Below are 23,401 nucleotides of genomic sequence, written 5' to 3' on the forward strand. Positions count from 1 at the left end.
ATCTTTTTGTGTAAGGATTGGCCCAGCGGTCAGCGTCGTCCGCCGACGAGTCCGCAGATGGCCCCCAGTCCCCGCATGATCCCCCCGGGAGTGTCTGATGTCTCGTCCCCATGACCCCACCCGCCGTCGACTGCTACAGGCCGGCGGGGCATTCGTCCTCGTCTCGGCGGCCGCGCCGGCACTGCGCGTCCTACCGGCCCACGCCGCACCCTCGCCCACCGGCCCGCTGGCCGCGGGCAAGCTACCGGCCGTGCCCGATGGTGCGCTGTGGTACGCGCGGCCGGGGCTCGACTGGCAGTCCGAGGCGCTGCCCATCGGCAATGCGCGACTCGGCGCCATGCTGTTCGGTGACCCCGCGAACGAGCGGATGCAGTTCAACGAGCAGAGCCTGTGGGGCGGGCTGAACAATTACGACAATGCGCTCGCCGGCCAGCCCGACTCCGCCTTCGACCTCAGCGTGCGTGGGTTCGGTTGCTATCGAGACTTCGGCGAGTTCACCGCCCGGTTCGGAGCCGAGTCGGGCGCCGCGCGGCTGTTCGTGCGCACGCCGGGCGTGGTCAGCTCCGGTCACGCCGACCCGTTGCGCGCCCTGACCGGTGGCACCAAGACGCTGTGGCGCCCGGCCCGGGCGCCCGAGGTGATCTGGCAGGTCGATCTGCAGGCCACGGCGACAGTGCGCCGCTACTCCCTCACGCCGGGCACGGTGCGCGGTCGCGCCCGGTTCGATCCGGTCGGCTGGCGTCTGGAGGGCTCGGCCGACGGGTACGCCTGGACGGTGCTCGACGAACGCGCCGGCGCCCTTGCCGGCCGCGGCGAGCCGACCGAGTTCACCGTCGCGCAGCCGAGGGCGTACCGCAGCTACCGCTTCGTGTTCACCACCGAGCGCCGCAGCCAGCGCCTCGAGCTCGCCGGCATCGGGCTGACCGGTGACGGGATCGACTCCGCCACGGCGGTGGCCTTCGGCGACTACCGCCGCAGCCTCGACCCGCGGGCCGCCGTACAGACCACGGCGTTCCGGACGTCGAAGGCAACCGTGATCCGGGAGTGTTTCGCGAGCCGGCCGGCCGATGTCCTGGTACTGCGCTATCGCACCGACACCGCAGGCGCGCTCGACGCCGTGTTCGCGCTCACCTCCGCCCAGGGCGCCGAGACCGCCGCCGATGCCGACGCCCGCGCGCTCGGCTTCGCGGGGGAGATGGCCAACGAACTGAAGTTCGCCTGCCGGATCCAGATCACCGACACCGACGGGACTGTGAGCGCCGATCGCGACCGGCTGCGACTGGCCGGCGCAACCACGGTCACGCTGCTGCTGGATGCCCGCACCAACTACCGGATGAGCGCGGCCGACGACTGGCGCGGGGAGGACCCGCTCCCACGGATCGACGCCGCGCTCACCGACCTGGCCGACCGCACGTTCGACGAACTGTGGGCAGAGCACGCCGAGGAGGCGACCGAACGCGCCGAGCGGGTCGCCGTGGACTGGGGCAGCACGGCCGACGAGGTTCTCGCCCAGCCGACCGATGTGCGACTCGCTCGCTACGACGACGGTGAGGACGACCCGGCCCTGGAGCAGCAGTTGTTCGGCTACGGCCGTTACCTGCTCGGTTCGAGCTCGCAGCCCGGCGGCCTGCCCGCCAATCTGCAGGGCCTGTGGAACAACAGCAACGAGCCGCCGTGGGCATCGGACTACCACACCAACATCAATCTGCAGATGAACTACTGGGGCGCGGAGACCACGGCGCTGGCGGACAGCCACGTCGCGCTTGTCGAGTACATCCGCCAGGTGGCCGTGCCGAGCCGGGTCGCGACCCGCAATGCCTTCGGGGAGGTTCGCGGCTGGACGGCCCGGACCTCGCAGAGCATCTTCGGCGGCAACTCCTGGGAGTGGAACACCGTGGCCAGCGCCTGGTACGCCCAGCACCTGTGGGAGCACTATGCCTTCGGCCGCGACGAGGCCTACCTGCGCGACCTGGCGTACCCGCTGCTCAAGGAGGTCTGCGAATTCTGGGAGGACCGCCTGATCACCAAGGACGACGGTCTGCTGTACGCCCCGGACGGCTGGTCGCCCGAGCACGGCCCGCGCGAGGACGGGGTGATGTATGACCAGCAGATCATCTGGGACCTGTTCCAGAACTACCGCGAGGCGTCGGAAGTCCTCGGTCTGGATCCCGACTACCGGGCGCGGGTGGCGAAGCTGCAGGAGAAGCTGGCGCCTAACAAGATCGGCCGTTGGGGACAGTTGCAGGAGTGGCAGACCGACCGCGACGATCCGGCCGACGTGCATCGGCACACCTCGCACCTCTTCGCGGTCTACCCCGGTCGCCAGATCACCCCGGACACGACTCCGGAGCTGGCCGCCGCGGCCCTGGTCTCGCTCGATGCGCGCTGTGGCGTACGCGAGGGACAGCCGTTCACCGAGGACTCGGTCACCGGAGACAGCCGGCGATCGTGGACCTGGCCATGGCGGGTCGCGCTGTTCGCCCGGCTGCGCCAGGCGGAGAAGGCCCGCACCATGATCCGGGGCCTGTTGCGGTTCAACACCTTGTCGAATTTCTTCTGCACCCACCCGCCGTTCCAGATCGACGGCAATCTCGGCATCACCGGCGCGATCCCGGAGATGTTGCTGCAGAGCCACACGGGAGTGATCGAGCTGCTCCCGGCACTGCCGAAGGCCTGGGCCGACGGCTCGTTCCGCGGACTGCGGGCGCGCGGCGGCCATCGCGTGGACTGCACGTGGCGAGGCGGTCGGGTGACCGACTTCACGGTGACCGCCGACCGGGCCGCGGACGCCTCGCCGGTCACGGTTCGGGTGAACGGCGCCGAGCGGCAGGTGACCCCGCGGCGTTGAGAGCCCAGCGGTGCGGGAGACGGCAGAATGGGCCCACGTGGCAGAACTCGTCTTCTTCACCGGCCCGATGGACTGCGGCAAGTCGACCCTGGCGCTGCAGGTACATCACACGCAGCGGGTCGCCGGGCGGGCGGGCGAGCTGTTCACCAGCCACGACCGGGCGGGGGAGTCGCTCGTGTCGTCGCGTCTCGGGCTGGCCAGCCCGGCCCGCGAGGTCGGCCCGGGGTTCGACTTCTTCCGCCGCGTCGTGTCGGCGCTGACATCCGGTCAGCGCCTGGACTTCCTGGTCTGCGACGAGTGCCAGTTCTACTCGGCCGAGCAGATCGACCAACTGGCCCGGGTGGTGGACGATCTGCAGCTCGACGTGTTCGCCTTCGGCATCCTGACCGACTTCCAGACCCGGATGTTCCCGGGATCGCGGCGGCTGGTCGAGCTCGCCGACCGGGTGGAGACCCTGCAGGTCCAGCCGTTGTGCTGGTGCGGGCGCCGCGCCACCCACAACGCGCGGGTGGTCGACGGGCGGATGGTCACCGAGGGCAGTCAGGTGGTGGTCGGCGACACCGAGGAGCCGACCGCGGTCGGCGATCAGGTGGTTAGTTACGAGGTGCTGTGCCGCCAGCACCATCGGCGCCGGATGACCCGCGCGGTCGCGCAGGCCACGCTGAGCCCCGAACCGCTGCCGTTCGGCGAGGACTGAGGGTGTCGGGGCGGAGCCGGCATGACAGGGTGTCGCCATGACTGAGTTGGGTACGCCGAAGCGCCTGCGGGTCGGCCTGATCGGCACCGGGCACTGGGCGCGGGAAACACACGCGGCGGGCCTGGCCGCGGCCCCCGAGGTGGACTTCGCCGGCGTCTGGGGCCGCAACCCGGAACGTGCCACGGCGCTGGCGGCGGATCTGGGGGTTCGCAGCTACCCCGACCTGGACGGGTTGCTCGCCGACGTGGACGCGGTGGCCATCGCCGTACCGCCCGACGTCCAGGCGGGCCTTGCGGTGCGGGCGGCCGAGGCGGGCAGGCATCTGCTGCTCGACAAACCGGTCGCGCTGAGCGCCGCCGACGCCCGCGCGGTGGCCGACGCCGTCGAGCGATCCGGCGTGCGCGCCCTCGTCTTCTTCACCCGGCTGTTCCTGCCCGAACAGCGGGCCTGGCTCGACGAACTCGCCGCCACCGGTGGCTGGTCCGGCGGCTGGCTGCGGATGATCTCCGCGATCGATCAGCCGGGGAGCCCGTATGCGGAATCGACCTGGCGCCGCGAGCGTGGCGCCCTGTGGGATCTCGGACCGCACGCGCTGTCCACCATGATCACCGTGCTCGGCGATGTCGAGGAGTTGATCATGAATCGCGGCGTCGCCGACGTGGTGAACCTGCTCGCGGTGCATCGTGGCGGAGCGACCTCGGTTGCCACGCTGTCGCTGTTCTCGCCGCCGGCGGCCGCCGGCAATGCGAACGGCTTCTGGGGTCGCGCCGGCATCGCGGAGATGCCGCCGTGGCGTACCGAACCGAGCGAGGCATTCGCACTCGCCGCCCGCGCCCTCGCCACGGGCGAACCGCACCCGGCCGATCTCGTGCTGGGGGTCCGGATCACCGAGCTGTTGGAGGAGGCCGAGCGTGCTGATCACCGCTGACGAACTCCGGCGCCGTCTCGGCGGCGCAGCGGCGCCGCAGGTGCTCGATGCGCGCTGGTCGCTGGCCGGCGGACCCGGTCGCGCCGAGTTCGCGGCCGGCCACCTGCCCGGATCGCGCTACGTCGATCTCGAGACAGAACTGACCGACCATGACCTCGGGGCCGGGCGCCACCCGCTGCCGCGGATCGCGGACTTCGCGGCGGCGATGCGCGCGCACGGTGTCTCGGCGGACCGTCCGGTCGTGGTGATCGACGGCGGTGACGGGCTGGCCGCGGCGCGGCTGTGGTGGATGTTGACCGGTGCCGGTCATCTCGACGTCTCACTGCTCGACGGCGGGTACGCCGCCTGGGTCGGGAGCGGTGGCGAGATCGAGACGGGGGAGACGCCGCCCGTCGAACCGGGCGATTTCACGGCGGCCGGCGACGACTGGCCGGAGGTGGTCGGGGCCGACGACATCGCCGGCGTGCTCGCCGCGGGGCACAACGTGTGGGACGTGCGGGCGGCGGAGCGTTACCGCGGCGAGGTCGAGCCGATGGATCCGGTCGCCGGGCACGTGCCGGGAGCGCGGAATCTGCCCGATGCGGGACTGCATGCGGCGGACGGACGCTTCCTGCCGGAGCCGGCGCTGTCCGAACGGTTGGCGAGGGTGGCACCCGGGGACGTCGTCTACTGCGGTTCCGGCGTCACTGCGGCCCGCACCCTGGCTGCGCTGCGGCTCGCCGGCATCGCGGGGGTACGCCTCTACGCCGGGTCGTGGAGCGACTGGATCGCCGATCCCGCCCGTCCGGTGGCCACCGGCGGGGAGTGAGGCGGCGCCGACGGCTCGTCCGGGTCAGCCGGCGGGCGGGGTGTCCCGCGGCGCGGGGCCGGTGCCGGGTTGCACGGGGTCGGTGGCGATCGGGTCGGTCGCCGCCGGGGTGTCGTCCGTCGACGCCTTGTCCACCAGGTTCGCCGCGCCGGTCTGCACGTTGTCGACCTGCTCGGAGAACCGGCCACCGGTCTTCTCGTCGACGAAGTCGCCGGCCTTCTCGATGCCGTCCTTGATCTTGTCGGCGTTCTCGTCGATGAAGCCCTCGGCCTTCTCGCGCAGTTGATCGGCCTTGCCCTTGAGGTTGTCGAACATGCTCACGTCGCGCTCCTGTCGTGTCCCTTGTCGCGGTCGCCCGATCGGCGACCGCAGGTTCATTCTTCGTCGTTGCCCGGGCCGCCGAACATGATCTCGTCCCAGCTCGGCACGGCGGCGCGCTTGCTGCGCTTCTTGCGGGTACGCGGGACGCGCACGGTCTCCTCGGCCGCCTCGTCGGACGCCTCCGTCGGGGTCTTCTCGGGCGTGGGCTTGCCCGACGTGTCCCGGGCCGTGTCCGACGGGGCGGCGTCGTCGCCACCGGTCGGGTCGCGGTGCTCGGGTCCGTCCGGTTCCGGCTTGTCCTGAACGGGCTTGTCCTGCACCCGCTTGTCCTGAACCGGCTCGTCCTGAACCGGCTCATCCTGGGCGGGCTCGTCCTGGGCGGGCTCGTCCTGGGCAGGCTCATCTCGAACCGGCTCGTCCGGCCCGGCGTCGAAGTCCAGGGACGGCTGCTCGGGTTCCTCGGGCGCCAGCCCGGCATAGTCCTGCCGGTCGCCCGGCCGGTCGAGAAAGTCGTAGAGCAGGTCGAGGCCGCCGGTGGCCGGCCCGTTGTCGTAATTGGCGAGCTCGGCCTCGATCTCCTGGCCGATGTCCTGGGGCGTCGGCTGGCTGCGCGGGAGCGGCAGGTCGGGCGGCGCCGGTGGGCCCGCCTCCGGGCCCAACTCGATCCGCCGGGTGGGCTCGTCGGCCTCGTCGCCGGCGGGCGGGTGCAGCAGCCGCACCGGCGGCGGATCGGCGTCGTCGCCGGGCAGGCGTACCGGATCGTCGGACTCGGGTTCGCGCAGGGCGCGGACGAGGGCCAGCTCGTCGTTCAGGTCGACCGTGGGCTCGGTCGGATCGTCGGGGGCGCCGGGCAGCGCGGACAGCTCGCCGGTCAGCCAGCGGGCATCGTCGTTGGCCGGGACCGAGAACCGATTCTGCTGATTGAAGTAGAAGACCGCCTCCCGCGGCGCAGCGCCCAACTCGTAGCGCGCGACCAGCGTCCAGCGGCGGTCCTCGCGCCGCCAGGCGTCCCAGTCGATCTGCTCGGCCCGCACCCCGCGGCTGCCGAGCTTGTCCGTCACCGCCACGTTCAGGGTGCGGTGGGCCGAGCCTTCGCCGCGCCGCCGGACGGGGGCGGCAAGTGCCAGCGCGGCGACGTGCTCACGCTCGGCCAGCACCGGAGCGGCGAACCCGCGAATCTTGTCGGAGGGTGCCCCGGCGGCCTCGGCCACTTCCTCGAGGGACGCACCCGCGCGGATCCGCGACTGGATCTCGCGGGGGGTAAGTCCGATCTCCACCCTCGTGTCCCTCCGTGGGTCGTGCGGCCGACGCCTGCGGGCCGGACCGGGTCTGCGGGGCCGGGCCGGTGAGCCGGACCGGTCAGAGTCCCAACGTACCGGGCTCGGCTGGCTGCGCGGGGGAGGCGGGCGGTGTGCCGTGTCAGGATGGCCGGGTGTCCGAAGCTTTGTCGCCCGCTCCCGATTCGCCCACCGCCGATCCACTCGCCCCCTACGACGCCGTCGTCCTGGTCTCCTTCGGCGGCCCGGACGGTCCCGACGATGTGCTGCCCTTCCTGCGGCGGGTCACGGCCGGCCGCGGGATCCCGGACGAGCGGCTGGCCGAGGTCGGCGAACACTACGCCCTGTTCGGCGGCCGCAGCCCGATCAATGCCCGCACCGACGAACTGCTGACGGCGCTGCGCAGCGAGCTGGCCGGCCGGGGGAGCGCCCTGCCCGTCGTGCTCGGGAACCGCAACTGGCATCCGCTGTTGGACGACGTGTTGCCGGCGCTGGCCCGCGACGGGCACCGGCGGGTGTTGGCCGTCACCACCTCGGCGTACCCGTCGTGGTCGTCGTGCCGGCAGTACCGGGAGAATCTCGCAGCGGCCGCCGGCGACGCGCTGATCGTCGAGCGGGTGCGCAACTATGCGACCCATCCCGGTTTCGTGGCCGCGAACGTCGCGGCGGTACGCCGGGCGCTGGCGGGCATCGCGACACCGCCCGAGGCGACCCGGCTGCTCTTCGTCACGCACTCCATCCCGGATGCGATGGCCCGCGCGGCCGGGCCGCAGCCGCGGCCAGCGGAGGGCGGGTATGTGGCTTGGCACCGCGCGGTGGCCGGAGCCGTCGCCGCCGAAGCGGCGCCCGGCGTGGGCTGGGACCTCGCGTACTGCTCCCGCTCCGGCCCCCCGCAGCAGCCCTGGCTGGAGCCCGACATCAACGATCAGTTGGCCAAGCTCGCGGCCGACGGGGTGCGCGCCGTCGTCGTCGCCCCGATCGGCTTCGTCTCCGACCACATGGAGGTCGTCTACGACCTGGACCACGAGGCGGCGGCCACGGCCGACGACCTGGGCCTGGAGTTCGCCCGGGCCGCCACCGCCGGCACCGACCCGGCATTCGTCGCGGCGCTCGCCGACATCGCGCTCGAGCGGGCCGCCCTGGCGCGCGGCGAGGCCGTCGAACCGGCGGTCATCGAGGGGGCCGAGGCCGGCCGGGTGGTCTGCCCGGAGAGCTGTTGCGTCAACCTGCGGCACCCGGGCACCCCGGCGATCTGATCGGGCCGCGCAACGCCCGGACCGGCCCGGCTGTCCTGCCGGGTCCGGTTGTGGTACACATGTCCCGCTTTCGGCGGAATAGCCCGCGGGTCCGGTGCGTTGGGACCATCGCCCGCAGCGGCCGAAGGGGCCACTGTCCGGGACGAGAACTCGCGAGAGGAGAGGTCATGGCGACCGACTACGACGCACCGCGCAAGAGCGACGAGGAGATGAGCGAGGACTCGATCGAGGAGCTCAAGAACCGCCGCAACGACAAGAACTCCGGCAAGGTCGACGAGGACGAGGTCGAGGCGGCCGAGTCGTTCGAGCTGCCGGGCGCCGACCTGTCGCACGAGGAGCTGACGGTCCGGGTGCTGCCGCGCCAGTCCGACGAGTTCACCTGTGCGAGCTGCTTCCTGGTCCGCCACCGCAGCCAGCTCGCCGAGGAGAAGAACGGGATGGCCTACTGCGTCGACTGCGCAGGCTGAGCACGCGCGGATCTGATCACGCAGGAGGAGCCGGGCACCGCATCGCGGGCGCCCGGCTCTTGCGTACCCGGCTGGCCGGGGTGGGGCCTGACCCGGCTTCCGGAGTGCTGGTTCCGGATCCGGGGACGCTGCGCGGGGCACGCGGAATGCGTTGTGGACAACGGGTTCTCGGTGGTCCGGGATTGTCAGACCCGGTCTCTAGGGTGGGTGTCATGGATCGGGGCACAGGCGTGGTGACGGCGGGTGAGTTGCTCGGCGTTGCTGCAGGTCTGCGGCAAGATCAGTTGCGGGCGGAGGCGGAGATCCTGGTCGCGGCGGTGGAGTGGGCGATCCTGCACCCGGATCTGGATGATCAGCCCGCGACCTTGTGGTCGCGGGGTGAGGACACGCTGATCACGTTGGCCGGAGACGGCGCGCCGGGGGTGGATCCGGCCTGCATCGCCGAGTTCGCCGCCGTGCTCGGGATCACGACCGAGGCTGGGCAGCGGCTGATCGGCGACGCCCTGGAGTTGCGGTTCCGGCTGCCGATGTTGTGGGCGGGCGTGCAGGCGTTGCGGGTGCCGGCGTGGCGGGCCCGGACCGTGGCGGAGGCCACTCGCGGACTCTCGCGCGCGGGCGCGGGGTGTGTGGACCGGCAGGTCGCCGCCGTCGCCGGACGGATCGGGCCCACCCAGCTCGCCCGGCTGATCGCGACCGCCGTCGCCATCCATGGCGAGCCTTCGGGTGACGGTGTCGCTGATCCGGATGACGGCGTCGGGGAGGCGGATCTGTTCGTGCAGGTCGAGTGCGACACCACCAGCGTGGATGGCCGCGCCCACCTGACCGGCACCCTCGAGCTGCCCGACGGGCTCGCCCTCGAATCCGCCCTCGCCGCCGGCGCGCAGGCGCTGACCGCGTGGGGCTCGGATGCGCCGCTACAGGCCCGCCGAGCCCGGGCCCTGGGCGACCTGGCCCGCCGACAACCGCCCCTCGACCCCGCACAGCCCGAACCCGCGCCCGACAGCACCAGCCAGAACTCGACCGGCCCGGATCCGGAAGCTGCGGGCCCGGCACCACGAACCCTCACCATCTACGCCCACCTGACCGCCCACCACGACACCACCGTCGACTGCGACACCGTCGCCCACCACGACAGCGCCGGGCCGTTCGGGCCACTCGGGCGGCTCGGCACCACCAACTCCCCGGTCACGGCCGAGCAGGTCCGCCACTGGTGCCGCGCGCCCGGCACCCGGGTGATCGTGAAACCCGTGATCGACCTCAACCAGCCCGTCAGCTCCGAGCGCTACCAGGTCCCCGACCGGATCCGCGAACACGTCCTCCTGCGCGACCCGACCTGCGTATTCCCGTGGTGTGCCAAGAACAGCCACCGCGCCGACATCGACCACATCACCCCCTGGCCGAACGGCCCCACCCACACCGACAACCTCGCACCCCTGTGCCGCCGACACCACCGACTGAAAACCCACACCGGCTGGACCTACCATCGCAACCCCGACGGCAGCTACACCTGGACCAGCCCCCACGGCTGGACCCTCACCCGCGACCCCAGCGGCACCCACCCCGGACAACCACCACAGTCGCGGCCGGACCTGCCACCACCCGGGCCCGACGGCTGATCGGCAGCATCTCGGCGCGTTCTTCAGTGATCAACAACCCCAGCCGCCCCCGCGGCCCGTCGTCGTGCCCGAACACATCTCGGTGGATCGCTGCGCTGGTCGGAGATGTCGGTCGTGTCGCGGGGGGTCCGGTTCAGGCCGTGAGCTTGCTGGCGGCTCGGGCCACGACCTCGCCGACCTTCGACCCGGGGTGCACGGGAATGGTGATGGCGTCCAGCACGGCACCGTTGACCAGGTGGTGAAGCCACAGCACTTGCTCGCGGCCGCCGGGCAGCCCGCGAGCCCGGTGGAATGCCACATCCGTCGCGAAGCCTTGATGCAGGACGGGCTCCAGTACCGCTCGAACGTCGTCGGAGCGGGTGGCTTCCAGTCGTAGTTCGATCAGGGCCGCGGCCACGTAGGGGTGCTCGAGGAGACGCTCGGTGACGTATTCGGCGTACCGGGCTGGTGTCGCGGGGGGTCCGGTTCAGGCCGTGAGCTTGCTGGCGGCTCGGGCCACGACCTCGCCGACCTTCGACCCGGGGTGCACGGGAATGGTGATGGCGTCCAGCACTGCACCGTTGACCAGGTGGTGAAGCCACAGCACTTGCTCGCGGCCGCCGGGCAGCCCGCGAGCCCGGTGGAACGCCACATCCGTCGCGAAGCCTTGATGCAGGACGGGCTCCAGTACCGCTCGAACGTCGTCGGAGCGGGTGGCTTCCAGTCGTAGTTCGATCAGGGCCGCCGCCACGTAGGGGTGCTCGAGGAGACGCTCGGTGACGTATTCGGCGTACCGGGCTGGTGCTTCTGCGGCCGGGAGGTCTGCGAGTTGATCAAGCCTGTCCGGATCGGGTGCGAGCAACTCGAAGACCCGTTGCGTCATGGCCAGCAGCAACTCGGCCTTGCTGGGGAAGTAGTTTGCGCAGGTGCCCGGAGGGAGTTCGGCCTTCCTGTCCACGGCACGGTGGGTCAGTGCGCGTGGGCCCTCGCTGCCCAGGATTGCTACCGCGGCCTGGGCAAGCTGCGAGCGTCGGGCGGGATTGGCGACCATGGCACAAACCTAGGGCAACCAGTACGGGTGTTGTGATTAACTCAACCACAACATCCGTTGTGATTGGAGTCCCATGAGAAAACTCGTCTACTACATCGCCACCAGCATCGACGGCTACATCGCCGACTCGACCGGGGACACCTCGGCCTTCCCGGTCTGCCAGGAAACCCTGGATGACCTGTTCTCCCGGTATCCCGAGACATGTCCCCAGCATCTTCGCGGCCCACTGGGGGTGACGGGATCGGCTCGCCGCTTCGACACCGTGATCCTGGGGCGCAGCACCCATGAGCCAGCACTGCAGGCCGGGCTCACCAGCGCCTACCCGCACCTGCGTCAGTTGGTGGTGACCCATCACGCCCTCCCCGAGGACCCCACCGTCGAGGCGCTGTCCGGCGACCTCGGCACCCAGGTTTCCCGGCTCAAGCGCGATGCGGGCGACGACATCTGGCTCTGCGGTGGCAGCGACGTCGCCGGCCAACTTCTCGACGAGATCGATGAGATTCAGCTCAAGGTCAACCCGATCACCCTGGGCAGCGGCATGCCCCTGTTCCGCTCCACGGTTCGGCGTACCTGGCACGTGTCCAGCGCCGAACCGCTCGCGGGCGGCATCGTGCTCGTGACATACACCCCGGCGGATCAGTGAGGCCGGTGCCGGTGGCAGGTGAAGGGGCCCGCTGTCAGATGTTCAGCCGGATCCGGCCGACCTGGGGCGGGTTGTCGTCGCCCATCGCGGCGCGCCAGCGCCGGGCCGTGAACCGATTGATCAACAACTGGGTGACACCGATGCCGATCGCGCTCGACAGCGCCCAGATGACGGCTTGGCCGAGCGGGGCATCGGGATCGCTGGGCGACGGCGGTTCGTCGCCGGTGACCGCCTTCCACGCGCCACTGACCGCCTTCTGCGCCACGAAGGTAGTGGCGGCGCCCAGCAGGCCGGCGTAGATCTTCCACAAGATCGCCTTGGACGGTTCCATGGGTCTCCTTCGCTCGTGTGCCGGGCGCAATCGCGCATTGGCTGCGGTCGCGCGGACCGGCGTATCGTGTCGCGCAGTTTCATCCTAGGGGTAGCGCCGGAGAGGACGAGTGTGGAACCCACCGGGCCGTACACCGAGCGTCAGTGGGCGCCCATCTGGTGGTGGCTGGTCGCCGCGGCGCTCTGGGCGACGCTGGTGATCGCGATCGGGGCGTACCTGCCCTGGTGGGCCGGCCTTGCCGGCGCCGTGCTCACCGGCGTACCGATCGCCCTCGCTCTCGGCGGCTGGGGTGCGCGCCGGGTGACGGTCGACGACGCCGGGGTGCGCGCCGGGCGCTCGTTGCTCGAATGGTCCTACGCCGACGAGCCGATCGCGCTCGACCGGGCCGCGGCCCGCGAGCGGCTCGGGCCCCGGGCGGCCGTGCGGGCCTGGCTGGTGACGCGGCCCTGGCTGCCCGAGGCGGTCGAGCTGCCCGTACGGGACCCCGCCGATCCGCACCCGTACTGGCTGATCGGCACCCGCGACGCCGGCCGGTTGGCGAGCGCCATCCGCGCCGCCCGGCCCGCAGCCGGTACGCCGCGACCGGCATCCGATCCGGCCCGACCGGACGGTTCGATCGGTACGCCCGCCAGTGGCTAGGGTGGCCACGTGTCACCCGCGGAGGAAGTCGTCAGGGTCGGGATCCGGCTGCTCGACCCGATCGCCATGGTCCCGGACTATGCGCGCCCGCTGGATGCCGGCGCCGATCTCGTCACGGTCGAAGATGTCGAACTGGCGCCGGGGGAGCGTCGGCTGGTGGGCACCGGGATTGCTCTCGCGATCCCGCCGGGATGGGCCGGGTTCGTCCATCCCCGCTCAGGTCTCGCGGCCCGCCACGGGCTGTCGGTGGTGAACACCCCGGGCACGATCGACGCCGGCTACCGGGGCGAGATCAAGGTCTGTCTGCTGAACACCGATCGGACCGAACCGATCACGATTGCCCGCGGGGACCGGATCGCCCAACTGGTCGTGCAACGGGTCGGCCGGGCGGAGTTCGTGATCACCGAGGAGTTGGCCGACTCCGAGCGCGGGGCCGGCGGCTACGGCTCCACCGGCGGGGTCGCCACATGGGTAGAGAAGAACCGGGAGGGTTCATGATCTTTGGCCGCAAGAAGCGCAGGGAAGAAGCCGAGGAGGTCGCCGACGACGAGTCGGTGACCACCGAGGCGGAAGGTGACGACGTCGATCAGCGTGACGACACCGACACCGATACCGATGCGGACACCGAGGCCGACGACACCGATGCCGACGACACCGATGCCGACGACACCGAGGCCGACGACACCGAGGCCGACGACACCGAGGCCGACGAGAGCGAGGCCGACCCGGACGAGGAGCCGGTCGACCGCGAGCACGACGAGGACGAGTGGGCCACGCTGGATCGCGGCGAGTTCCGCGATGAGGGACCCTTCGACATCACCGAGGTCGATCTGGAGGACGACGAGGTCAGCCGGCTCGACCTCGGCTCCTTGATCATCACCCCGTTCGAAGGCGCCGAACTGCGCCTCAACGTCGTCGAAGGCACCCGGCGCATCGTCTCGGCGATGCTGGTCTCGGGCAATTCCGCCCTGGACCTGACCGTCTTCGCAGCCCCCCGCAGCGGCGGCCTGTGGGCCGACACCCGCACCCAGTTGATCGCCGAGACGGAGCAGGCCGGCGGTCAGGTGACGCTGGTGGAAGGTCCGTTCGGCACCGAGGTACGCCGGCTGATGCCGGCCAAGGGCCCGGACGGTCAGGACGCCGTCCAGCCCACCCGGACCTGGATGGCACAGGGGCCGCGCTGGGCCCTGCGCGGAGTACTCTATGGAGAAGCCGCGCTCAGCGAAGCGCTCGAGGAGGACCCGGTGCTGCCGTTCTACGACGCCTTCCGCGATGTCGTGGTCCGCCGCGGCGACGGACCGCAACGCTCCGGTGAGGTCTTGTTGATGACGATCCCGGAAGGGATGGGTCCGCCCGCCGACCAACCCGCAGGTTGATCACCACCGTCGGCCCGAGGAGGCCGCTGTCATGAATGCTGAAACCACGTCCAGGCGTCGCTCCGGGAATCCGCTGACCCGGGCGCTGCGCCGCTTCACATCCTCCAACGACGAGTTGGTCGCCCAGGACCGTCGCGAGGCTGCCGCGCGCGACGGCGCGACGCCGGTCGCCGACTGCACCGACCGTCAGGAGGTCGTCCTCACCGGGACGGTGTCCTGCCTGACGCTCGCGCCGGCAGGCGGTACGCCACGGCTGGTCGCCGATCTCGACGACGGCTCGGGCCAGGCCCGACTGGTCTGGATGGGCCGCCGCGAGATCCGCGGGATCGAGGCCGGCACCGTGCTCCGGGTCACCGGTCGGGTGAGCTGCCAGCAGACCGGCCGGGTGCTGTACAACCCGAGCTACGAGATCATCAGCACCCCGAACTGAGCCGGCGTACCGGCCCGGCGCCGTTCAGTCGATGTCGCCGAGCTTCGGGGCCAGCATGCGGGCCAGGGCGCTCTCGTCCTCCTGGGCCGTGACGAACAACAACTCGTCACCGCCCTCGAGCGCACCCTCGCGCTCGGGGGCCATCGCTCGTCCGTCGCGGATGACGGCGACGAGGACCGCGTCCGCCGGCCACTCCAGGTCGCCAACCCGTCGCCCGATACAGGGGCTGTCGGCCGGCAGGGTCATCTCGACCAGATCGGTATTGGACTGACGGAAGGTCAGCAACCGGACCAGGTCGCCGACCGCCACCGCCTCCTCGACCAGCGCCGACATCAGCCGGGGCGTGGAAACGGCGACGTCCACGCCCCACTCGTCGTCGAACATCCACTCGTTGCGGGGATGGTTCACCCGGCCGACCGTCCGCGGCACGCTGAACTCGGTCTTGGCCAGCAGCGCGTGCACCAGATTGGCCTTGTCGTCCCCGGTCGCCGCGATGGACACGTCGCAGGACTCCAGCCCGGCCTCCTCCAGCGAGGACAGCTCGCAGGCGTCGGCGAGCAGCCACTCCGCGCCGGGCACCGAGTCGGTCTTGAAGGCATGCGGATCCTTCTCGATCAGCAACACCTGATGGCCGTTCTCGGTCAGCTCGGTCGCGATCGAACGGCCGACATTCCCGGCCCCGGCAATCGTCACGCGCATCGGCTCGTCCTCGTCTCGAATGGGCTGATCATCTGCATCTGTGGGTACGCCGGCCTCAGTCGCGCGGCGGCTCGGCCTCGAGGACGGACTCGACCTCCGCGACCCGGTCCCGGGTGAGGGCCGCATAGACGAGATCGCCGTCCTGGAAGTGGGTCGACCGTTCCGGAACCAGCGCGCTGCCCATCCGCTGCAGGAACGGCAGTTGGCATCGCGCCGCGTCGGCCATCTGGCCGACCGTGTGGCCGACCCAGGCGGGATTCGCGTGCACCTGGATCAGCCGGACCGCGCCGGTGGGGTCGCGCCAGACCGGCTCGGACCCCTCGGGCAGCAGCCGGCGCAGAACCTGGTCGGTCGTCCACTTCACGGTGGCCACCGTCGGGATGCCGAGCCGTTCGTAGACGGCGGCGCGCCCGGGGTCATAGATCCGGGCGACGACATTGTCGACGCCGTAGATCTCGCGTACCACGCGGGCGGACAGGATGTTGGAATTGTCTCCGCTGGACACCGCCGCGAACGCGTCCGCCTGCTCGATCCCGGCCTGGGTGAGCACGGCCCGGTCGAATCCGACGCCCTTCACCGTCCGGCCGCCGAACTCGGGGCCGAGCCGGCGGAAGGCGTCGACGTTCTGATCGATCACCGCGACCGAGTGGCCGCGCTTCTCCAGCGCGAGCGCGAGTCCGGATCCCACCCGGCCGCAGCCCATGATGACGATGTGCACGATGTTCATCGTGGGCGAGGACGGTGTCTCGTGTCCACCGCGGCGAATCGGAGATGTTGGCGCGCGGGTCTAGGGTGACCACCCGTGAACCTGTCCGATGTCGGCAAGCGGGTCCTGGTCGGCCGCAAGCTGCCGAGCGACCAGTTGCACCAGACGCTGCTTCCGAAGCGGGTCGCGCTGCCGGTGTTCGCCTCCGACGCCCTGAGCTCGGTGGCCTACGCCCCGGACGAGATCCTGCTCACCCTCTCGCTCGCCGGCCTGGCGGGCTTCGCCTTCTCCTGGCCGGTCGCCATCGTGGTCGCGGCGGTGATGCTGATCGTGATCACGTCTTACCGACAGAACGTCCGCGCCTATCCCTCCGGCGGCGGGGACTACGAGGTGGCCACCGAGAATCTCGGCGCGAATGCCGGCCTCGGCGTGGCCTCGGCGCTGCTCGTCGACTATGTGCTGACCGTCGCGGTGTCGGTTTCTTCCGGCGTCCAGAACGCTCGGGCGATCTTTCCGTGGATCGCCGGCCACGAGGGGATTCTGGCCGCGGTGCTGATCGGCGTGCTGGCCGCGATCAACCTGCGCGGGGTACGCGAATCCGGCACCTTGTTCGCGATCCCGACCTATGCCTTCATGGTGGCGGTGTTGGGCATGGTCGGCATCGGCCTGTTCCGGATCCTGGCGCTCGGCCACGACATCTCGGTGGAGACGACCGATCTGCAGGTGATCGGCGAGCCCGACTACGTCCCGTTCGCCGGCATCGCGATGGCGGTGCTGTTGATGCGGGCGTTCTCCTCGGGTTGTGCCGCGCTGACCGGTGTCGAGGCGATCTCCAACGGGGTGCCCGCATTCCGGAAGCCGAAGAGCCGCAATGCCGCCACCACGCTCGGGCTGCTGGGGCTGGTCGCGGTGTCGATGATGCTCGGTGTGATCACGCTGGCCAATCTGACGGGGCTGAAGCTGATCGAGGACGGCAACTCGACCTTCGCGCGCGACGGCGTACCGATCGACTTCGAGGCCCACACCGCGATCGCCCAACTCGCCGATGCGATCTTCGCCGACTTCCGGCCGGCCTTCTACTTCGTCATCGCCGCGACCATGGTGATCTTGTTCCTGGCCGCCAACACCGCGTTCAACGGATTCCCCGTGCTCGGCTCGATCCTGGCCCGCGACGGGTTCCTGCCCCGACAGTTGCACACCCGCGGCGACCGGCTGGCCTACAGCAACGGGATCGTCGCGTTGGCGGTGCTGGCCATCGTCTTGGTACTCGTCTTCAATGCCAGCGTCACCGCGCTGATCCAGCTCTACGTGGTCGGGGTGTTCGTGTCGTTCACGCTCAGCCAGTTCGGGATGGTGCGGCACTGGAACAGGCAACTGCGGGGTGACCTCGGCCCGGGCGAGCGACGCACCGTGATGCGTTCGAGGGTGATCAGCCTGGTCGGCTGTGTGTGCACCGGCACCGTGCTCGTCGTGGTGCTGATCTCGAAGTTCACCCACGGCGCCTACATCGCCATCATCGCCATGTTGGTGATCTTCGCGATGATGAAGGGGATCAACCGCCACTACGCGGCCACCGCCCGCGAGCTGGCGATCACCAGCGACGACGAGCGGCTGCTGCCGAGCCGGGTGCACGCCGTGGTGCTGGTCTCCAAGGTGCACAAGCCGACCATGCGCGCGCTGGCCTTCGCCAAGGCGTCTCGGCCCAGCACGCTGGAGGCGATCACCGTCGCGATCGACCCGGACGAGACCGAGGCGCTGGTGCGGGAGTGGGAGGCCACCGGGGTGGGGATGCCGCTGAAGGTGGTCGCCTCGCCCTTCCGCGAGATGGTCAATCCGGTGCTGAACTTCGTCAACGGCATCCGGACCGAGAGCCCTCGTGACGTCGTGAACGTCTACATCCCCGAGTACGTGGTCGGGCGCTGGTGGGAGCGGGTGCTGCACAACCAGACCGCCTTCTTCCTGCGCGCGCGGCTGCTCTTCACCCCGGGCGTGATGATCACCTCCGTGCCCTACCAGTTGGAGTCCTCCAGCGGCCGCCGCGATCGGCTCGCCCGGGAGGACCCGATGGCGTTCCGGCTCACCGGGACCGTCGGAAACGACGATCCCAGCCAGAAATGACGGCCGCGCCGGGAGAGATCGTCGGCCCGGTCCGGGTGGGCCCGGTCGCCCACGGGGGGCACTGTGTCGCCCGGGTGGATGGCCGGGTGATCTTCGTCCGGCACGCGCTGCCGGGCGAGCTGGTCCGGGTCGCGATCACCGACGATTCCCACGACCGGTTCTGGCGCGCGGATGCGGTGGAGGTGCTCGAGGCGGATCCCGAACGTGTTTCGCCGGCCTGTCCGGTGGCCGGGCCGGGCGGCTGCGGCGGTTGCGATCTGCAGCATGTCTCGGCCGCCGGCCAGGTGGCCTGGAAGACCGCGGTGGTACGCGAGCAGTTGCAGCGCCTCGGCGGGTACGCCTGGCCCGGCGAGGTCGAGGCGGTCGAGCCGCGCTGGGGGTGGCGTACCCGGCTGGGGCTGGTGACCGACGATGACGGCCGGACCGGGATGCGGCGACACCGTTCGCACGACGTGGTGCCATTGCCCGAGGGCGGCTGCCGGATCGCCGCGCCCGACCCGGTGCTGATGGTCGACGGCGTACCGACCGGGCCCGCCGAGGTCGTGGAGCGCGCCGCGGGGCGCGACTGGCGGGTCGCCGCCGACGGTTTCTGGCAGGTGCACCCGGCCGCGGCTGACACGCTGGTGTCCGCCGTGCTGGAAGGACTGGAACCCCGCGCGGGGGAGCGGGCGTTCGACCTGTACTGCGGGGTGGGCCTGTTCGCGGGCGCCCTGGCGGCGCGCGGCGTCCGGGTGTGGGGCGTGGAGTACGCACGCGACGCCGTCGAGGCGGCGCGGCGCAACCTCGCCGATCTGGAGGGTGTCCGGTTCAGCGCCGGGCCGGTGGAACGGGTCCTCGACCGGCTGCCCGCGCGCACCGACCTGGTCGTGCTCGACCCGCCACGCAAGGGTGCCGGCCGGCGCGTGCTGGAGCGGGCGGTGGCCCGCCGGCCGCGCGCGATCGCCTATGTGGCCTGCGATCCCGCCGCGCTGGGGCGCGACCTGGGCTACCTGCTCGGCGGCGGCTGGCGGGTGCGCAGCCTGCGCGCGTTCGACCTGTTCCCGCAGACCCAGCACATCGAGGCCGTCGCCATCCTCGAACCCGGCCCGGCCTGATCGGTCTCAGGCCGCCCGGCCGCTGGCCGCCGGCGCGGTTGCTCCGCGCGGCGCCTCGTCGCGCCACGGCCGGTCGGCGATGATCAGCAGCAGACCGGCCGCCGCGCTGAGTGCCGCGGCGCCGAGCACCGCGGGCGGCGACCAGGTCAAGGCGAGGCCCCCGAGCGCGCCGCCGGCGGCCGCGCCGACGTAGATCGCGGTGGAGTTGAGCGCGAGCAGGGCCGGCGCCGCGGTCGGGTCGATGCGGAGCAGCCGGAGCTGCTGGGGGACCGTGATCGCACCACCGAACAGGGCCAGCGCGACGATCCAGACGGTTGAGCCGATCCCGGAGCCGAGGGTGAACGTGCCCAGCGCGTCCACGGCGATCAAACCGATCGCGACCGCCCCGATCACCAGCCAGGCGGGACGGCGGTCCACGAGCCGGCCGGCGATGGCATTGCCGATCACCGAGGCGATCCCGAAGCCGGTCAGCGCGGCGATGATCATCCACGGCTCGGGATGGGTCGGCGCGAGCAGGACGGCCGCATAGGTGTGGACGGCGTACATGGCGCAGAGCAGCGGCGACGTGGCGCCCGCGACGCGGAGAACCGCCGGGCGGCCGAGCGGGGCCAGCCGACTGGCGAGCGAGGTTGACGGGAGGCGGACCGGCGGGAGCCGGCGAGCGATGGCGATGGCGACCCCGAACGCCAACACGCCGATGGCGACCAGCGTCGCCCGCCAGCCGGCCAGGCCGATCAGCAGGCCGAGCGGTACGCCGATCGCCGATGCCGAGATCAGCCCACCCATCACCACGGAGAGCGCCCGGCCCCGGCGCTCGGGCGCGACCAGGGCAGCGGTCGTGCTGGCCGCCGCGGAGGTGAGCACGGAGGCCCCCAGCGCGGCGACGATGCGGCCGAGCAGTGCGAGCGGGAAGTTCGGCGCGAGCGCGGTTCCCACGCTGGCGGCCGCCAGCACGCAGAGCCCGATGATCATCACCCGCCCGCGGTCCCAGGCGCCGGTGACCGCGCTCAGCACCACCGCCGCGACGGCGAAGGTGAGCGCGAATGCGGTGACCAGCTGCCCGGCCAGCGCCGGCGTGACGTGCAGGTCGGCGGCGATCTGGGGCAGCAGCCCGGCGATCACGAAGCCGTCGGTGCCGACGACGAACGTGACGAGCGCGAGCAGCAGCAGCGGTGGGCGGGGCTGATCCGACATGGCTTCTCCGAACAGTTGGATGAGCGTCAAACTAGCGAATGATTGGAAGATCATGCAACAAACGTCGGGTAGGCTCGGGGCGTGGTCCCCGAAGAGCTCTTCCACCCCGACGCGGGCGATGTCGAGTTGCCCGAGCTGCTCGCCGCCGTCGCCGACCCCGTGCGGCTGTCGATCGTCGAGCGGCTGAGCCGGGTCGGCGTGGAGTCCTGCGGGGCGATCAATGCCGACCTCGCCGTGCACAAGTCGACGCTGTCGCACCACTACCGGGTGCTGCGCGAGGCGGGGATCACGCGTACCTCGCTGCGCGGCCGGCAGCGCTTCGTGCAGTTGCGCGCCCCCGAGCTCGCCGAGCGATTCCCCGGCGTGCTGGACTCGATCATCGCCTCGGCCGCCCGCCCCGACGGCGACGGCATCCGGCTCCGGCTCGCCAGCGCGCACGACCTCGAGCTCATCGCCGACCTGGTCTCCGCCGGGTCGCGACGGACGCGCCCGCGCGCGGCGGCCGAGTTCGCACCGCTGCTCGCCGAGCGGGAGTGCTGGCTCGCCGAACGCGAGGGTCGGGCGGTGGGCGTCGTGGTCGTCTCCGGCGGCGAGCACGAACTGCTCCTCGACCGGCTGGTGCTGGGCGAGGGCGGGTTCGGCGAGCGCGCGGGCGAGGTGTTGTTGCGGGCCGTCGCCGAGCGGGCCCGGATCGACGGCTACGCCGAGGTCCGGATCCGCATGGACGGGTCGGCGGCGCGCCCGGGTTGGTGGCGCGAGCAGGGATACATCGCGCATGAGATCGACGGCGAGACCTGGCTGGTCCGTCGCGTCGATGAGCGCGCCGCATGAGTGCCGTGGCGCCGAACATCGTCCTGATCCTCTCCGACGATCACGGGTACGCCGACCGCAGCACCCTCGGCCTGCGCGACGACATCGCCACTCCGCACCTGGATCGCCTGGCGGCGGACGGCACGACCTGTACCCAGGGTTATGTGACCGCACCGATCTGCAGCCCGTCGCGGGCGGGGCTGATGGCAGGCGTCCACCAGCAACGATGGGGTGCGTACTGGTTCGACACGTCCTCGTTCGGGGACGACCGACCGAGCATCGCCGAGGTGCTGGGTGGGGCGGGCTACCGGTGCGGCTACTTCGGCAAGGTGCACTACGGCCAGGAACGCCGGGGCGATCGCGCCTGCCCGCCCCACCACGGCTTCGACGAGTCGCTCTACGGGCTCGCCGGCCAGTCGATGGGCCGGCTGCACTACCTGCACCACTCGCGCGCGGCGGAGGAACGCTACGGCCCGGCCGCGTGGCGCCACGGCGTCGGCCCGCTGCTGGCCGCCGACGAATCGGGCGAGACCGAGGCCGAGATCGAGCGGCATCTGACCCGCGAGCTCGGCGAGCGTACCCGTGGCTTCATCGGCCGCGCGGTCGCCGACCAGCGGCCCTTCTTCGCCATGGTTGCCTTCAACGCGGTGCACAACTTCAACGGCCAGCTCCCCGCGGAGGTGCTGCGGGAGAGGGGATTGCCGCCGTTCGCCGATCTTGATCCGGCCGTCGACGACTATCTCGACTGGTACGACGGGGCGATCTGGCCGAACGATCCGAACGGCCGCGCCTACTATGCCGCCCAGTTGGCGATCATGGATGAGGAGATCGGCCTCCTGCTTGATCAACTCGACACCCTCGGCGTCGCCGAGGACACGCTGGTCGTCTACCTCACCGACAATGGCGGCTCGACCTGCAACTTTGCCGAGAATGCGCCGCTCGCGGGCGGCAAGTACTCCCTCTACGAGGGCGGCGTCCGCGTCCCGTTCCTGGTCCGCTGGGTGGGCGGCGGCGTACCGGCGGGCGGCGCGTGCGCGGAACTGGTCAGCAGCCTGGACCTGTTGCCCACCTTCGCCGCCGCGGCCGGACTCACCGGCGAGCAGGTGCGCGAGACCGACGGAATCGATCTTGCCCCCGTGCTGCGCGGCGAGGGCGCCGGCCACGAGGTGTTGCACTTCGACACCGGCTTCCAATGGGCGGTCCGCGAGGGCGAGTGGAAGCTGCGCTCCATCGATGCCGGCGCGCACGTCGATGCGATCAACACCGTGGAGCACGCGGGCATCGAGCCGGGCGTGGCGCTGCATCACCTGGGTCGGGATCCGGGCGAGCGGACCGACCTGTCGGAGACGTATCCGCGCGTCCGTGAGCGCCTGACCGCTCTGCATGAGGCGTGGCGAGCGGAGATGGCCGCGTCCGCGCGCAGGTGACGGCGCGCTTTTCGCCGTGGGCAGAGGGGCTGGCGCGGGCGGCCGGACCGGCTTGGCTGACCCGGTGAAGATGCTGATTCTGGGCGGCACGGCGATGCTCGGCCGCGCGGTCGCCGTCGACGCGATCACGCGCGGGCACGCGGTGACCTGCCTGGCGCGGGGGAGTGCCTCGGTCGCGCCCGGGGCGCGCTTCGTGGCCGGGGACCGCGACGACCCGGCGGGCCTCGCGCCCGTGGCGGGGGAGGGGTGGGACGCGGTCATCGACGTGTCCCGCCAGCCCGGGCAGGTGCGCCGCGCGGTCGGCGCCCTGACCGCGGGGCACTGGGTCTTCGTCTCCTCGGCCAATGTCTATGCCGACGCGAGCGAGCTCGATCGCGACGAGTCCGCCGCGACCCTGTCTGCCCTGCCCGGGGACGTGATGGAGTCGATGGAGTCCTACGGGAACGCCAAGGTCGCGTGCGAGGAGGCGGTGCGGGCAGGGCCGACTCCGGCGACGATCGCGCGGGTCGGGCTGATCGGCGGCCCGGAGGACTGGTCGGGACGGTCGGGCTACTGGCCGTGGCGGTTCGCGCACCCGAGCGGGCCGGACGTGATCGTCCCGGACGATCCGGCGTGCCCGTGCGCGATGATCGACGTGCGCGACCTGGCGGGCTGGCTGGTCTCGGCGGCCGAGCGCCGGCTGGACG

At 71.5% G+C, this 23,401-nt stretch carries 23 protein-coding genes and 2 pseudogenes; 17 read left to right on the forward strand and 8 right to left on the reverse strand.

The window, feature by feature from the left end:
* The first annotated feature begins 97 nt into the window (after positions 1 to 97).
* From GGQ54_RS15640 to GGQ54_RS15655, 4 genes are read left to right on the forward strand one after another with little or no spacing between them, the layout of a single operon-like run.
* Complete coding sequence (locus tag GGQ54_RS15640) at positions 98 to 2,848, forward strand: glycosyl hydrolase family 95 catalytic domain-containing protein (RefSeq protein WP_179446202.1); 2,751 nt, start codon at positions 98 to 100, stop codon at positions 2,846 to 2,848.
* Positions 2,849 to 2,885: 37 nt separating this feature from the next.
* Positions 2,886 to 3,545, forward strand: a complete 660-nt coding sequence (locus GGQ54_RS15645; RefSeq protein ID WP_179446203.1) for a thymidine kinase — start codon at positions 2,886 to 2,888, stop codon at positions 3,543 to 3,545.
* Positions 3,546 to 3,582: 37 nt separating this feature from the next.
* Positions 3,583 to 4,473 carry a Gfo/Idh/MocA family protein gene (locus GGQ54_RS15650; RefSeq protein WP_246292663.1) on the forward strand — a complete coding sequence of 297 codons (891 nt, stop codon included), beginning with the start codon at positions 3,583 to 3,585 and terminating at the stop codon, positions 4,471 to 4,473.
* The gene (locus GGQ54_RS15655; protein ID WP_343045991.1) at positions 4,457 to 5,281 is read left to right on the forward strand and encodes a sulfurtransferase; all 825 of its coding nucleotides are present in this window, start codon (positions 4,457 to 4,459) and stop codon (positions 5,279 to 5,281) included. The genes GGQ54_RS15650 and GGQ54_RS15655 overlap by 17 nt, the downstream gene beginning before the upstream one ends.
* 24 nt (positions 5,282 to 5,305) lie before the next feature.
* On the opposite strand, the gene GGQ54_RS15660 is transcribed toward GGQ54_RS15655, so the two are convergent.
* Together GGQ54_RS15660 and sepH are read right to left on the reverse strand one after the other, a co-directional pair.
* Positions 5,306 to 5,596 carry an antitoxin gene (locus tag GGQ54_RS15660; RefSeq protein ID WP_179446660.1) on the reverse strand — a complete coding sequence of 97 codons (291 nt, stop codon included), beginning with the start codon at positions 5,594 to 5,596 and terminating at the stop codon, positions 5,306 to 5,308.
* Positions 5,597 to 5,655: 59 nt separating this feature from the next.
* Positions 5,656 to 7,083: a septation protein SepH gene (sepH, locus tag GGQ54_RS15665; protein WP_218843899.1), complete on the reverse strand. Its 1,428-nt coding sequence runs from the start codon at positions 7,081 to 7,083 to the stop codon at positions 5,656 to 5,658.
* On the opposite strand from sepH, the gene GGQ54_RS15670 reads away from it, so the two are divergent.
* From GGQ54_RS15670 to GGQ54_RS15680, 3 genes are all read left to right on the forward strand, one after another.
* On the forward strand, positions 7,035 to 8,135 hold the full coding sequence (locus GGQ54_RS15670; RefSeq protein WP_343045992.1) for a ferrochelatase: 1,101 nt from the start codon (positions 7,035 to 7,037) through the stop codon (positions 8,133 to 8,135). The two genes, sepH and GGQ54_RS15670, sit on opposite strands and share 49 nt — an antisense overlap.
* A gap of 167 nt (positions 8,136 to 8,302) precedes the next feature.
* Positions 8,303 to 8,602, forward strand: coding sequence for a DUF4193 domain-containing protein (locus tag GGQ54_RS15675; RefSeq protein ID WP_179446205.1), 300 nt, complete (start codon positions 8,303 to 8,305; stop codon positions 8,600 to 8,602).
* A gap of 212 nt (positions 8,603 to 8,814) precedes the next feature.
* Positions 8,815 to 10,218, forward strand: coding sequence for an HNH endonuclease signature motif containing protein (locus tag GGQ54_RS15680; protein ID WP_179446206.1), 1,404 nt, complete (start codon positions 8,815 to 8,817; stop codon positions 10,216 to 10,218).
* 133 nt (positions 10,219 to 10,351) lie between these two features.
* On the opposite strand, the pseudogene GGQ54_RS15685 reads toward GGQ54_RS15680, so the two are convergent.
* Positions 10,352 to 10,660 (reverse strand): annotated as a pseudogene (locus tag GGQ54_RS15685) (TetR/AcrR family transcriptional regulator); the annotation flags it as partial.
* A 24-nt stretch (positions 10,661 to 10,684) separates the two neighbouring features.
* Positions 10,685 to 11,248, reverse strand: coding sequence for a TetR/AcrR family transcriptional regulator (locus GGQ54_RS15690; protein ID WP_179446207.1), 564 nt, complete (start codon positions 11,246 to 11,248; stop codon positions 10,685 to 10,687).
* 73 nt (positions 11,249 to 11,321) lie between these two features.
* Between GGQ54_RS15690 and GGQ54_RS15695 the strand changes: the two genes are divergently transcribed.
* Positions 11,322 to 11,891, forward strand: coding sequence for a dihydrofolate reductase family protein (locus GGQ54_RS15695; protein WP_179446208.1), 570 nt, complete (start codon positions 11,322 to 11,324; stop codon positions 11,889 to 11,891).
* A gap of 34 nt (positions 11,892 to 11,925) precedes the next feature.
* Here the strand turns inward: GGQ54_RS15695 and GGQ54_RS15700 are convergent, their stop codons facing one another.
* Positions 11,926 to 12,222 carry a DUF4235 domain-containing protein gene (locus GGQ54_RS15700; RefSeq protein WP_179446209.1) on the reverse strand — a complete coding sequence of 99 codons (297 nt, stop codon included), beginning with the start codon at positions 12,220 to 12,222 and terminating at the stop codon, positions 11,926 to 11,928.
* 111 nt (positions 12,223 to 12,333) lie between these two features.
* Between GGQ54_RS15700 and GGQ54_RS15705 the strand changes: the two genes are divergently transcribed.
* From GGQ54_RS15705 to GGQ54_RS15720, 4 genes are read left to right on the forward strand one after another with little or no spacing between them, the layout of a single operon-like run.
* On the forward strand, positions 12,334 to 12,861 hold the full coding sequence (locus GGQ54_RS15705) for a DUF3093 family protein (protein ID WP_179446210.1): 528 nt from the start codon (positions 12,334 to 12,336) through the stop codon (positions 12,859 to 12,861).
* Between the two features lie 9 nt (positions 12,862 to 12,870).
* Entirely contained in the window at positions 12,871 to 13,359 is a 489-nt protein-coding gene (gene dut, locus GGQ54_RS15710; protein ID WP_343045993.1) for a dUTP diphosphatase, read from the forward strand.
* The gene (locus tag GGQ54_RS15715) at positions 13,356 to 14,237 is read left to right on the forward strand and encodes a DUF3710 domain-containing protein (protein WP_179446211.1); all 882 of its coding nucleotides are present in this window, start codon (positions 13,356 to 13,358) and stop codon (positions 14,235 to 14,237) included. Before dut ends, GGQ54_RS15715 begins: the two co-directional genes overlap by 4 nt.
* 31 nt (positions 14,238 to 14,268) lie before the next feature.
* Complete coding sequence (locus tag GGQ54_RS15720; RefSeq protein WP_246292665.1) at positions 14,269 to 14,667, forward strand: OB-fold nucleic acid binding domain-containing protein; 399 nt, start codon at positions 14,269 to 14,271, stop codon at positions 14,665 to 14,667.
* A gap of 24 nt (positions 14,668 to 14,691) precedes the next feature.
* Here GGQ54_RS15720 and GGQ54_RS15725 read toward each other — a convergent pair whose 3' ends face one another.
* Entirely contained in the window at positions 14,692 to 15,366 is a 675-nt protein-coding gene (locus GGQ54_RS15725) for a potassium channel family protein (protein ID WP_179446212.1), read from the reverse strand.
* A 55-nt stretch (positions 15,367 to 15,421) separates the two neighbouring features.
* Entirely contained in the window at positions 15,422 to 16,069 is a 648-nt protein-coding gene (locus GGQ54_RS15730; RefSeq protein WP_246293518.1) for a potassium channel family protein, read from the reverse strand.
* 99 nt (positions 16,070 to 16,168) lie between these two features.
* On the opposite strand from GGQ54_RS15730, the gene GGQ54_RS15735 reads away from it, so the two are divergent.
* Together GGQ54_RS15735 and GGQ54_RS15740 are read left to right on the forward strand one after the other, a co-directional pair.
* A complete protein-coding gene (locus tag GGQ54_RS15735; RefSeq protein WP_179446214.1) occupies positions 16,169 to 18,190 on the forward strand; it encodes an amino acid permease in 2,022 nt (673 codons plus the stop codon).
* The gene (locus GGQ54_RS15740) at positions 18,187 to 19,284 is read left to right on the forward strand and encodes a class I SAM-dependent RNA methyltransferase (RefSeq protein ID WP_179446215.1); all 1,098 of its coding nucleotides are present in this window, start codon (positions 18,187 to 18,189) and stop codon (positions 19,282 to 19,284) included. Before GGQ54_RS15735 ends, GGQ54_RS15740 begins: the two co-directional genes overlap by 4 nt.
* 6 nt (positions 19,285 to 19,290) lie before the next feature.
* Here GGQ54_RS15740 and GGQ54_RS15745 read toward each other — a convergent pair whose 3' ends face one another.
* Positions 19,291 to 20,478: an MFS transporter gene (locus GGQ54_RS15745; RefSeq protein WP_179446216.1), complete on the reverse strand. Its 1,188-nt coding sequence runs from the start codon at positions 20,476 to 20,478 to the stop codon at positions 19,291 to 19,293.
* A gap of 81 nt (positions 20,479 to 20,559) precedes the next feature.
* On the opposite strand from GGQ54_RS15745, the gene GGQ54_RS16745 reads away from it, so the two are divergent.
* From GGQ54_RS16745 to GGQ54_RS17785, 3 genes and pseudogenes are all read left to right on the forward strand, one after another.
* On the forward strand, positions 20,560 to 21,309 hold the full coding sequence (locus GGQ54_RS16745; protein ID WP_218843900.1) for a helix-turn-helix domain-containing protein: 750 nt from the start codon (positions 20,560 to 20,562) through the stop codon (positions 21,307 to 21,309).
* Positions 21,306 to 22,715, forward strand: a complete 1,410-nt coding sequence (locus tag GGQ54_RS15755) for a sulfatase family protein (protein ID WP_179446217.1) — start codon at positions 21,306 to 21,308, stop codon at positions 22,713 to 22,715. The genes GGQ54_RS16745 and GGQ54_RS15755 overlap by 4 nt, the downstream gene beginning before the upstream one ends.
* A gap of 70 nt (positions 22,716 to 22,785) precedes the next feature.
* Positions 22,786 to 22,977 (forward strand): annotated as a pseudogene (locus GGQ54_RS17785) (NAD-dependent epimerase/dehydratase family protein); the annotation flags it as partial.
* Positions 22,978 to 23,401: the final 424 nt, after the last annotated feature.

This window comes from Naumannella cuiyingiana, from assembly GCF_013408305.1.
Taxonomy (GTDB): domain Bacteria; phylum Actinomycetota; class Actinomycetes; order Propionibacteriales; family Propionibacteriaceae; genus Naumannella; species Naumannella cuiyingiana.

What these genes read in the sequence shown, in the direction of transcription:
- GGQ54_RS15640 (WP_179446202.1), top strand. Translation starts at nt 98, where the DNA reads ATGTCTCGTCCCCATGACCCCACCCGCCGTCGACTGCTACAGGCCGGC.
- GGQ54_RS15650 (WP_246292663.1), top strand. Translation starts at nt 3,583, where the DNA reads ATGACTGAGTTGGGTACGCCGAAGCGCCTGCGGGTCGGCCTGATCGGC.
- GGQ54_RS15660 (WP_179446660.1), bottom strand. Translation starts at nt 5,596, where the DNA reads ATGTTCGACAACCTCAAGGGCAAGGCCGATCAACTGCGCGAGAAGGCC.
- GGQ54_RS15675 (WP_179446205.1), top strand. Translation starts at nt 8,303, where the DNA reads ATGGCGACCGACTACGACGCACCGCGCAAGAGCGACGAGGAGATGAGC.
- GGQ54_RS15680 (WP_179446206.1), top strand. Translation starts at nt 8,815, where the DNA reads ATGGATCGGGGCACAGGCGTGGTGACGGCGGGTGAGTTGCTCGGCGTT.
- GGQ54_RS15690 (WP_179446207.1), bottom strand. Translation starts at nt 11,248, where the DNA reads ATGGTCGCCAATCCCGCCCGACGCTCGCAGCTTGCCCAGGCCGCGGTA.
- GGQ54_RS15695 (WP_179446208.1), top strand. Translation starts at nt 11,322, where the DNA reads ATGAGAAAACTCGTCTACTACATCGCCACCAGCATCGACGGCTACATC.
- GGQ54_RS15700 (WP_179446209.1), bottom strand. Translation starts at nt 12,222, where the DNA reads ATGGAACCGTCCAAGGCGATCTTGTGGAAGATCTACGCCGGCCTGCTG.
- GGQ54_RS15715 (WP_179446211.1), top strand. Translation starts at nt 13,356, where the DNA reads ATGATCTTTGGCCGCAAGAAGCGCAGGGAAGAAGCCGAGGAGGTCGCC.
- GGQ54_RS15720 (WP_246292665.1), top strand. Translation starts at nt 14,269, where the DNA reads ATGAATGCTGAAACCACGTCCAGGCGTCGCTCCGGGAATCCGCTGACC.
- GGQ54_RS15725 (WP_179446212.1), bottom strand. Translation starts at nt 15,366, where the DNA reads ATGCGCGTGACGATTGCCGGGGCCGGGAATGTCGGCCGTTCGATCGCG.
- GGQ54_RS15730 (WP_246293518.1), bottom strand. Translation starts at nt 16,069, where the DNA reads ATGGGCTGCGGCCGGGTGGGATCCGGACTCGCGCTCGCGCTGGAGAAG.
- GGQ54_RS15740 (WP_179446215.1), top strand. Translation starts at nt 18,187, where the DNA reads ATGACGGCCGCGCCGGGAGAGATCGTCGGCCCGGTCCGGGTGGGCCCG.
- GGQ54_RS15745 (WP_179446216.1), bottom strand. Translation starts at nt 20,478, where the DNA reads ATGTCGGATCAGCCCCGCCCACCGCTGCTGCTGCTCGCGCTCGTCACG.
- GGQ54_RS15755 (WP_179446217.1), top strand. Translation starts at nt 21,306, where the DNA reads ATGAGTGCCGTGGCGCCGAACATCGTCCTGATCCTCTCCGACGATCAC.